Below are 9,277 nucleotides of genomic sequence, written 5' to 3' on the forward strand. Positions count from 1 at the left end.
CCGGAGTCATGGTGACAAAGGCTTCAGCTGTCGCTTGACGCTGGCTGTCGTCTTTTTCGCCAACGTCGACCATATGGGCGTGACCCTGGCTGTCCAAATGGGTGAGTTTCGTCATAAATTCTCGCAGAAATAGGTTCTCTCGAAGCAGATCGGCCATCTTATGGGCCGATGCTCAGTCGTGTTTGTATGGTGGTTATGATACATCAACTGGCTGGAGATGCCCTCCCGCGACAGCCGAGAGGGGCAGAATAGCCGGGAAAGGCTATTCTGGGGGACGCGATGAGGGTGGCTGGATTATTTGGCGTCAAAAACCAATTCTGCTGTTACCGGAACCGCCAGGCTGATGGAAGGCAGACCGGCAAGCTTCTTCAGCTCGTTAACCCCTTCAACCAGCTGAAAGTCAGTGGCGTTGAGAATAACCGGTTGCAGGGTCGATACTTGAAGTTTGCCTCCGGTCAGGGCGGTCACTTTGACGGAAGCCGGCACGGTGTGGCTTTGGCCGTGGAGGCTGAGCGTCAGCGACAGCTCCTGAGTCAGGGTTTCACCAGCTTTTAGCGCTTTGGCCGCGGAGGTGTCTACAGTTCCGGAGAGCTCAGCCGTGGGGAAAGCGCCTGCGTCGGACAGAACTTTTAGCAGGCGTTGATCGCGGATTTCAATATTGGTGTCGACGCTGGACAGATCAATGCTCAGATTCACTTCTCCGCTGTCGGATAACGTGCCAGAGACGCTTTCAAAAGTGTGAATTTCGGCGATGGCGGATTTTTTAACAGAAATAAAGTTCAGTTCTGACTGTTCATTATTCAGTGACCAGTCAGCGTGACCAATGCTGGAGAAAGCCAGTAGGGACGAGGCGACCAGAGCGGTCTTCAGGGTGTGCGCGGTGCGTACTGCTTGCGGGAAAAAAGTCATTGTGTCCTTCCTGTCTTATTCGTAAAGGTGGCTTCTTAGCCGTGGTGGCCTCCGCTGAGGCGAAAAGCCGTGTCATAGAGGTGTAATATAAACCAAGCAGGGTGTTGTGTGAATGAAGCCTGGTTGTTGCTGTGTTACGTTTTGTTTAGTCCGCTGTCTTTTTCGCTGCGGGCGAAGAACTGGTGTGCTGACGAGCCATCCAAAGCAAAAATACCGCAATACCCAAACCGCTGGATCCCAGCAGCATGGCCATGATCATGATCTGATAGCGCACGGCAATCAGAGGCGAAACACCGGAGAGAATCTGTCCAGTCATCATGCCCGGCAGGGCAACCAGCCCGACGGCGAGCAAACTGTTGATCTGGGGAATCATCGCGGTATTAAAGGCGGTAAAGCGTGCCTGATGAATGCTCTGATTTTGACCGATTTCCGTATGATAGCGTTCCGCACAGAGACTGATGGCGTTCATGGTACTGGCGAAATACATGCCGGCCAGAGGAATCAGAACGTTGGGTGTGTACCAGTGTTCGACGCCCAAAACCATTTTCAGGGACAGAAACAGGTGCAGGGCAACCGAGACAAACAGCCCTAATGCCGCAGCGGGAAGGTATCCGGCAAGTCCTTTGACGGGGCGGACGGCAATCCAGGACGCTGCCGAAAGCATGACAGAAATCACCCCCAAACTGATCCAGGGTGATGGAGTGTTGAACAGAAAGACCAGTAAGTAGCCCACACCAATTAGCTGAATGACCATGCGGGCACTGGAAACCAGAACATCCTTAGGGTTACTGTGCCACCTTACATACAGGCCGCAGACCATGGCGATGGGTAACAGGCACCACAGCAGGTTCCACCAGCTGATTGTCGTCATAATCTTCCTTTCTGTATTTAGGCTCTATTTAGTTCGCAAAGCAGTCTATACGACCGAAGTTTTATTGATAAAATGGCACTGGTCTGAGCTACTGTTCAGATCACTAGAAGTATCTCTCAGGAGCACGGCCTGAGGAAGACCTGTCAGGCCAGTTTAGCCTGTTAGGGTATCAGGACCAGCAAGACCTACAGGAAAGCCCCATGAGTTCATTGCAAGATCAATTAATGAAAGCAGGTTTAGTGGATGCCAAGAAGGCCAAGCAAACTCAGAAAGATAAGCGTAAGGCGACGAAGATCCAGCATAAGTCCAGAACGGCCGCTGTGGACGAGACCAAGTTACAGGCTCAAAAAGCTAAAGAAGAAAAGGTAGCCCGGGATCGTGAACTGAATGCTCAGCGCAAGGCAGAGGCAGATCGCAAAGCGATTGTGGCTCAGATTAAGCAGCTGATAACGCTCAATGCTCAGTCAAAAGGCGGCGGTGACATTGCCTACAATTTCACCGACGGCAAACAGATTAAGAAAATTTATGTATCGGAATCGGTGCAGAATTTATTAATCCGCGGTCGACTAATCATCGTCAAACTGGGTGAAGGGTATGAGTTGGTTCCCTTTCCGGTGGCTGAGAAAATTGCGGAGCGGGATGAATCTGTCGTGATTGCCCTGAGTACCGCTCAAGAAGCTCAGACCGAAGAAGATGATCCCTACGCCGATTATCAGATCCCTGACGATCTGATGTGGTAGCTCTTTCATCTGGTAACTTTTTTATCCAGTCGCTTTCTGGATCTCAAACTCCCTAATCGGAACTGTCATGCGCATGTCATGCGCTCTTAATACACTGGCGCTATCTATGGATGAGATCATGAGTCTGTATGCGCCAAGTGGTTTGCCTGAAGTGGGGAGATAAATACTCCCCCGATTACGTCAATCGCCTCGAGGCAATGGTTCGGCGCCATCTGTCCGACGAGCACCGTTTTTACTGCATTACCGATAATCCCCAGGGATTGAGCTCCGGCATTCATATCATTCCATTGCCTGAGCGCGGGCTGAATGGCTGGTGGAACAAAATGTGGTTGTTCAGCCCCGAATTTCCACTGAGGGGCGAATGTCTGTTTCTCGATCTGGACATTGTTATTGCTGAGTCCATCGATTGCCTCTTCGAGTACGCTCCCGAAAAAGCATTTTGCAGCATAAAAGATTTTGTCCGTGAAGAATTTAATACCTCTGTCGTGCGTTGGCAGGCGGGCGATGCACGTCTGGTTGCCGTATGGGACGCATTTCTTCGATTTGTAGAGCAGTTAGAGCATTCCCCTTGGGAGCGACTGAAGCGTCAGTGGTCATTCCTGCGTCAGCGTTTTTCTCTCAAGGCCCGCAAACGGATTCAATCCAGTCGTCAGCTCTCTCACCTGGGGGGTTACAAAGGCAGTCAGAAGTGGTTGTCGGAAAAAATCTGGCAACAGCAGTGGACGGCGTCTTATCCACAGGGCTGGTGTTTTTCCTATAAGTGGGGCAGCGACAAAACGCTCGCGCTGAAGCAGGAGCGCCCAGTAGGTGTGTGGGAAGAAGGTGGCCGCATTGCGGTATTTGAAGGTCGACCCAAACCACACGAGAGTCTGAATGTGGCTTGGGTCTCTCAGAACTGGGGCTGATGAAAATGGTTGAAGTCAATAACGTCTTATCCCGCGATCTAGAAGCACCCATGCGGGTGCTTCAGGTGTTGCCTGCATTGAACAGTGGTGGGGTAGAGCGCGGTACCGTGGACATGGCTCGGGAGCTGATGTGTCGGGGACACGAATCTTTGGTGATGTCCACTGGTGGTCCCATGGTGAAGCAGCTCGAAGCTGAGGGCAGTGTCCACATTACCATGCCGGTTGCACGGAAATCCCTCTGGTCTTTAAGGCATGTGCGAAGTCTGCGCCGCTGTCTGGTTCAGCTTGCGCCGGATGTGGTTCATGTACGATCGCGTTTGCCGGCCTGGCTGATTTGGTTGGCCTGGCGCGGTTTACCCGTCACACAGCGCCCACGTTTGGTTACCACATTTCACGGTTTGTATTCACGCAATGCCTACAGCGCCATTATGGGGCGTGGGGAGCGCGTGATTGCGATATCTCAAACGGTGCACAAATATATTGTCGATTCCTACCCGAATGTTGACCCCAATCATATTCGATTGATTCATCGGGGCGTAGATAGATATCAGTTTTCATCAGCCTCCAAACCATCACCGGAATGGTTTGAACGCCTTTACGGTCAGCATCCTGAATTGCGAGGCAAGCGGCTGGTGATGATGCCGGGACGATTAACTCGCTGGAAAGGACAGATTGAATTTTTAGGAATGATGGCGGCGCTGAAAAGAATGAACGTAGATTGTCACGGCATCATCGTTGGCGGTGCTGAACCGGACAAGGAAGATTATCAGGAAGAGTTGCGACAGGCGATTCGTGTGTTTGGTTTGAGTGACCACATCTCTCTATTGGGGAAACGTTCCGACATGCAAGAGCTCTACAGTGCCTCTGCTCTGGTGTGTAATCTCTCGCAATCTCCAGAACCTTTTGGCCGTACCGTGATTGAGGCTTTGGCTTCTGGTGTGCCGGTATTGGCTCGCAACCAGGGCGGGCCGGCAGAAGTCCTCAAGCGCTGCTTCCCTCAGGGGTTAGTGGATGGGCATAAACCGGAACAGTGGGCTGAAGTGGCAAAGGGGCTGTTAGAGGGGGTGGGGGTTCATGAGCTGGCTTATGAATTTACACTGGATAACCAGGTAGAAAAAACTCTGGCAGTGTATCGAGAGTTGTTGGATCAACCGATCTCGCAAAGTCTTGTCAAAACTCGCAGGAGTTGTGCATTACGAATGGAACAGGCTCCTCATGGTTAACCGTTTCACGGGATATTCTGGACCGGAGTCCCTTGTTGGGCGTTCAAGATGGGTTTCTGTGGTTGGACGGTTGTTGCTGACAGCTCTGCTTACAGGGTTTGTCAGCTTGCTGGTCTACCGTCGCAGTTACTTTATCCCCAGTGTGTTCCTGCTGTTGTTTTCTTTCTGGCTTTTATGTGTCTGTCGTCGAGAGTTGCTGCAGGATCCGGCGGTTCGCTTGTTAGGCATTTTCACTTTGTCTGTCAGTGTTCCGCTGTTGCTTGCTGTGCCGACAGCCATCGACCCTGAAAAAACCGCGCTGATGGCAGTTATGTGTGTGGCGCTATGGTTGGTGGGCAGTGCGGCAATTTGGTTGGTTCGGCGCTTTTCGCTGATTCTGTGGGTACAGTATGCCTTGTTCGGTGTCTTGCTGTTCTGGTGTCTGGATGGATTGTGGCAGGCAGTCTATGGCGTTGATCTGTTTGGGGTTCCCCGTTCACAGCGTCTGGGTGGTTTTTTTACTCAGCCGAACAAGTTTGGCTGGTACATCGGCATGCTCAGCGGCTTGCTGTTACTGCCCACGTTAAGCTGGCTGCGGATAGGTTGGGCGCAGTTGCCATTGTTTCTTCTGGTTATTGCGGTGGTGATCCTGGGGAATACCCGAGCCTCCTGGATTGTTTGTTGTTTGGTGTTGACGATCTGGACTGTGTGGAGGCTTCGTACTGTGCAGCAGGATTGGCGGAAGAACAAACGCTATGCCGGATTGATGCTGCTTCCGTTGATCACGGTTGGCAGTGTCTATGCGCTGGATGCCAGTTTTTCTTCCCGGTTGGAGTCGACCCTTCCCACTCATTGGACGTTTGAGGCCATCAATACTGCGTTTGGCCAGCGTCCTTTGTTGTGGCAGTTTGCGCTGCAACACATTACAGAAACGCCATTTTGGGGGCATGGCGTCAATGCCTTTGAATTTCTGAGCCGCGAGGCCGTTCAGAGTGGATCCCCGCGATTACTGTTTCAGCCTCATGCGCACCAAATGGTTTTGGATATCTGGTTGGTGAGTGGGCCATTAGGGTTGATCTGCCTTCTGTATGCCGTGATACGTTTATTTCGGGCGTGGTTTTCAGCGAGTGATGCTCGCCAGCGATTGGCATTACCCTTGTTAGCTACCGTATTCCTGATCTGGTTTCCCTTAAATACACACCGTGATTTTTTTGCGTCTGAAGCGATGCACATCACTTGGTGGTTACTGGCTTTGGGGTTGGCAGCATTGATGCCGGGTGTGAGGGGCGACGCTGAAAATATAACAGAGAACGGTAAACAGGGAGTGATGTGATGACGAATCTGGCGATAATGAATGCATCTGAAAAGCAGAGTCAGCGAATTGATGCCCCTGGCATGGCTAGTGGTTCTAGTGTCGATGAGACGCTGCTCAGCTATCTCCTGGCCTCCATCGAAAGAGCAGAGTATTACGAAGAACCTTTCTGTCATCTGTGTTTTACGGATTTTTTTCCTGTAGACGTCTACCAAAAAATGATGTCTCTTCAGCCGCGCGGTCAGTTTTATAAAGACCTGAATCATAAAGAAGCATTATTGGCGAATGGCAGCAGTACTCGTCAGGTTTTACCGTTTAACCCACAGCGATTAGATGAGCTGGACGAAGAAGAGCAACACTTTTGGTCCGTCATTCAGAAAACCATGGCCGATGAAAGGTTGCGTCAGGCGCTGTTCCACAAGTTGTCGGTGGGGATTGGCCAGCGCTTGAAGATAGATAAATCAGAAGCGAAGACAGTACCTGCGTGGCCAAAAGGTGGCTTGTTTATCGATAAAAGTGGTTATCGAATATCGCCGCATCGGGATGTGTTCACCAAACTGGTGACAACACAGTTTTACCTGCCGGCCGACGATTCACAAAAAGAGTTGGGCACTTCTCTCTATCGTCGAGATTGGAAGGGGCGTTTGAATCGTGAGTTCAATAAGCTCGGCCTTGCGCAGCGTCAAGAATTTACTCATGAGAAAACGTTCCCTTTTATGCCGAATACAGGTTATGCCTTTGTGGTAGGGCCAAAGAGTTGGCATGGTCGTGAGCCATTACCTGAGGGCAGTCGTGAGAGGCGCAGTCTGATGCATATCTATTATCTGAAGCCGGATGTGAAGTTTTACGATAACTAGCGTTCGCAGGTCAGATTGAGCCACATTAATTGCGAATATTAAAAGGCGACCCATTGTTGTAAGGGTTCTATGATGCGATTGCGGTAGTTCGAATAGTCCAGACCACATTCATCACTATCAGGTTGCCATTTCACCAAATCGGAAATGCGGGCGAGTTGTAAGTACTTATCATCGCAAAAGCCATTGACCGCATTGAGATGTTTTGCCGGAGGGATAAATTTCTTGGGCTGTAAGGCGGTGGTGGGCCTTCCGCTACTGATGGCTTCGCTCAGCATTGTGAGGCTGTCGGCGGTGCAAAAAACTCTTTCACTGCAGCCGAGTATCGGCGTGATGTCCTCTTCGCCGGTCAGGCTGTAGAAGTTGGTTCGCGCGATGTGAACCACATCCAGGTGTTTTAACAAAAAATCTTCAGCCGCAGCTCCGGTTCTTCGCGACGTGGTAACCAGCCACTGAATACCATGATGCTCGGCCAGTTGATTAAGGCCGATTGCCAGTTGGCGCCAATCATTCTCAAAATATTGATAACCACTGCCGTTCCCACCGATAAAGCAACTCCAGTAGCGCCCATTGCCCAGACGTTGTTTTAGATTGCTGCCTTCATGGTTACAGCGTTCTGGGGTGATCGTGGTGGGAGCAATGCCAGTAGCGATGGCATTGCCGTGAGCTCCTCCCTTAAGCGAAAGGTGAGCTGTTGCGTGTCTTGGGTTAATGCCTCGTAACGAGCCAATCAGGATGTTGCGGCAGTGTAACTGCTTTGCCAGTGCGACATTCAGAGGTGCCACATCGCCACCGAAAGAAATCAGCAGATCGGTATCGGAGGGCATGTATTCCAGGTCGTAAGCTTTCAGAACTGCGCTGGAGGCAAGGGGGATCGGCGACTGACAAAGCTGGCGCAGAAGGCTGCGGGATGCTGGCCACTCTAGCTGAGCGGTGCATTCCTGAATAATCGCATCGTGCTGGCTGGCAATCATATTGGCCAGTCCCCGGGATTGGTTCAAGTGCCCAGGGATCGAGTCGTGGAGTATGGTGATGCGCAATGGAATCTGGGTCATAGGGCGTCTTATTAGAGTTTTGCTGGCTGAGGGTGCGGGGAGGCTGATTTAGGCAGAGACTGCAGGCAATCGCTGTATTGATTGCTGATGATGTTGCGACTGAATTCATGGTAATAACGCTGATAGGCAGTTGCAGCCAGAGTCTGTCGTTGAGCGGCATCGGTGAGCAGGCTCTTCAAGCGCTTGGCAAGAGCCTGGCTGTCATCGACCGGAACCAAAAGACCGTCTTGCTGGTCGCGGATTAATTCACCAGGTCCCTGGCTGTTTGTGGCGACAATGGGGCATTGATGTGCCCATGCTTCCAGAACAATTGAGCCCAGACCTTCATGGCGAGAGGGGCAAACGAAAATATCTGCGGTGCGCATCAGCGCGGTCACATCGGCACGCCAGCCCAGAAAACGGATACGTTCGGTCAGTTTGAGTTGCCTGGCCTGCTTTAACAGATTTTGTTTCTCTGGGCCGTCACCGGCAAGCCACAGGTAGGCTGATGGAACACGGCTTAGTGCCTCCAGCAATACATCGAAACCTTTGTTGGTGTGCAGGCGTCCTGCTGCCAGTAACAGTGGAGCATCTTCTGGAGTGTTAAAACTGTTGCGGGGGAGAGGGCTGACTTTGGTTTCGTCGGCAAAGTTTGGGATGTGGAAGACTCTGCTTGCGGGTATTCCGCCGTGAATCAGGTGATCACAGATCCCTCTGGTGATACCGATCCAGTAATCCGCGTGACGGTAGTATTTAAGGTTGTAGTAATGCCCAAGGCGGCACACCAGCGTATAAGGTCCTGAAGGTGTGAGTCCGCTGGCGCGGTTCATCCAGGTCAGTACGACATCGGGAGAAAATTCTTCCAGTGCTTTCTGATAACGATGGCGGTCGAGTAAATTTAGCGAGTGACCAAAGCGGAAGTACTCGGCAGGAATACCTGCTTGTGCAAAGCTCTGTTCTCTTTCAGGGGAATGCCGGGTGAATGCTTTTTGACTGATACCGGATTGGTTTGTCAGTGCTTCTGCAAGGCGCAGGTAAAACTTCTCGGCGCCGCCATAGGGAGCGCCTGCAAGTACCTGAGCCACCTTGAGTCTGGCAGGCGAGTGACGGGTTGTGATTTGAGCGCTGTTCCCGGCAGCTATGGTTTGCAATCTCATGCGCTAACGGTTTCCGTTACGCGAGATGTTTTCGCTGTGGTGCCAGCATCCTCGGAGCCGTAAAGGTTGTTCAGCAGAAGGCGAGCGCATCGAAAGTGTTCGTCGAGGCTGATGACGGCTTGATTCTGCCTTGCTGCAAAAGACTGGCTGTCGCCATCGTAAAGTTGAACCAATCCTTGTTTTTGCAGGTTTTCCGCGGCCCACAAAAGCTTGTTTTTATGGCGTTTGCTGGGCAGGGGCAGCACAGTTAGATGTGCTCGACTGTTGAGGGCTTCAGCCAGCATGGAGGCACT

Annotated in this window: 10 protein-coding genes; 5 read left to right on the forward strand and 5 right to left on the reverse strand. The window is 51.6% G+C overall.

Features of this window, described 5'->3' with window-relative positions; genetic code table 11:
• Window positions 1–294: 294 nt before the first annotated feature.
• On the reverse strand, window positions 295–909 hold the full coding sequence (locus tag ACTG33_RS14475) for a YceI family protein (RefSeq protein WP_439135932.1): 615 nt from the start codon (window positions 907–909) through the stop codon (window positions 295–297).
• 145 nt (window positions 910–1,054) lie between these two features.
• Window positions 1,055–1,780 (reverse strand): ABC transporter permease, encoded by a 726-nt coding sequence (locus ACTG33_RS14480; protein WP_439135933.1) that lies wholly within the window; start codon window positions 1,778–1,780, stop codon window positions 1,055–1,057.
• Window positions 1,781–1,980: 200 nt separating this feature from the next.
• On the opposite strand from ACTG33_RS14480, the gene ACTG33_RS14485 reads away from it, so the two are divergent.
• The 5 genes from ACTG33_RS14485 to ACTG33_RS14505 all read left to right on the forward strand — a co-directional run bounded on the left by ACTG33_RS14485 (window position 1,981) and on the right by ACTG33_RS14505 (window position 6,796).
• On the forward strand, window positions 1,981–2,520 hold the full coding sequence (locus ACTG33_RS14485; protein ID WP_439135934.1) for a DUF2058 domain-containing protein: 540 nt from the start codon (window positions 1,981–1,983) through the stop codon (window positions 2,518–2,520).
• A gap of 128 nt (window positions 2,521–2,648) precedes the next feature.
• Entirely contained in the window at window positions 2,649–3,425 is a 777-nt protein-coding gene (locus tag ACTG33_RS14490) for a hypothetical protein (RefSeq protein WP_439135935.1), read from the forward strand.
• Window positions 3,425–4,648 carry a glycosyltransferase gene (locus ACTG33_RS14495; RefSeq protein ID WP_439135936.1) on the forward strand — a complete coding sequence of 408 codons (1,224 nt, stop codon included), beginning with the start codon at window positions 3,425–3,427 and terminating at the stop codon, window positions 4,646–4,648. The genes ACTG33_RS14490 and ACTG33_RS14495 overlap by 1 nt, the downstream gene beginning before the upstream one ends.
• 58 nt (window positions 4,649–4,706) lie before the next feature.
• Window positions 4,707–5,960, forward strand: a complete 1,254-nt coding sequence (locus ACTG33_RS14500) for an O-antigen ligase family protein (RefSeq protein ID WP_439135937.1) — start codon at window positions 4,707–4,709, stop codon at window positions 5,958–5,960.
• Window positions 5,960–6,796: a hypothetical protein gene (locus ACTG33_RS14505; RefSeq protein ID WP_439135938.1), complete on the forward strand. Its 837-nt coding sequence runs from the start codon at window positions 5,960–5,962 to the stop codon at window positions 6,794–6,796. The genes ACTG33_RS14500 and ACTG33_RS14505 overlap by 1 nt, the downstream gene beginning before the upstream one ends.
• A gap of 38 nt (window positions 6,797–6,834) precedes the next feature.
• Here ACTG33_RS14505 and ACTG33_RS14510 read toward each other — a convergent pair whose 3' ends face one another.
• The 3 genes from ACTG33_RS14510 to ACTG33_RS14520 form a co-directional block, all read right to left on the reverse strand.
• Complete coding sequence (locus ACTG33_RS14510) at window positions 6,835–7,848, reverse strand: ELM1/GtrOC1 family putative glycosyltransferase (RefSeq protein ID WP_439135939.1); 1,014 nt, start codon at window positions 7,846–7,848, stop codon at window positions 6,835–6,837.
• Window positions 7,849–7,859: 11 nt separating this feature from the next.
• Window positions 7,860–8,984 (reverse strand): glycosyltransferase, encoded by a 1,125-nt coding sequence (locus ACTG33_RS14515; RefSeq protein ID WP_439135940.1) that lies wholly within the window; start codon window positions 8,982–8,984, stop codon window positions 7,860–7,862.
• Window positions 8,981–9,277: ELM1/GtrOC1 family putative glycosyltransferase (locus ACTG33_RS14520; protein ID WP_439135941.1), on the reverse strand; the 297-nt coding region annotated here is incomplete at its 5' end. The genes ACTG33_RS14515 and ACTG33_RS14520, both read right to left, overlap by 4 nt.

Source organism: Pseudomaricurvus sp., from assembly GCF_965662505.1.
Classification (GTDB): Bacteria; Pseudomonadota; Gammaproteobacteria; order Pseudomonadales; family Cellvibrionaceae; genus Pseudomaricurvus.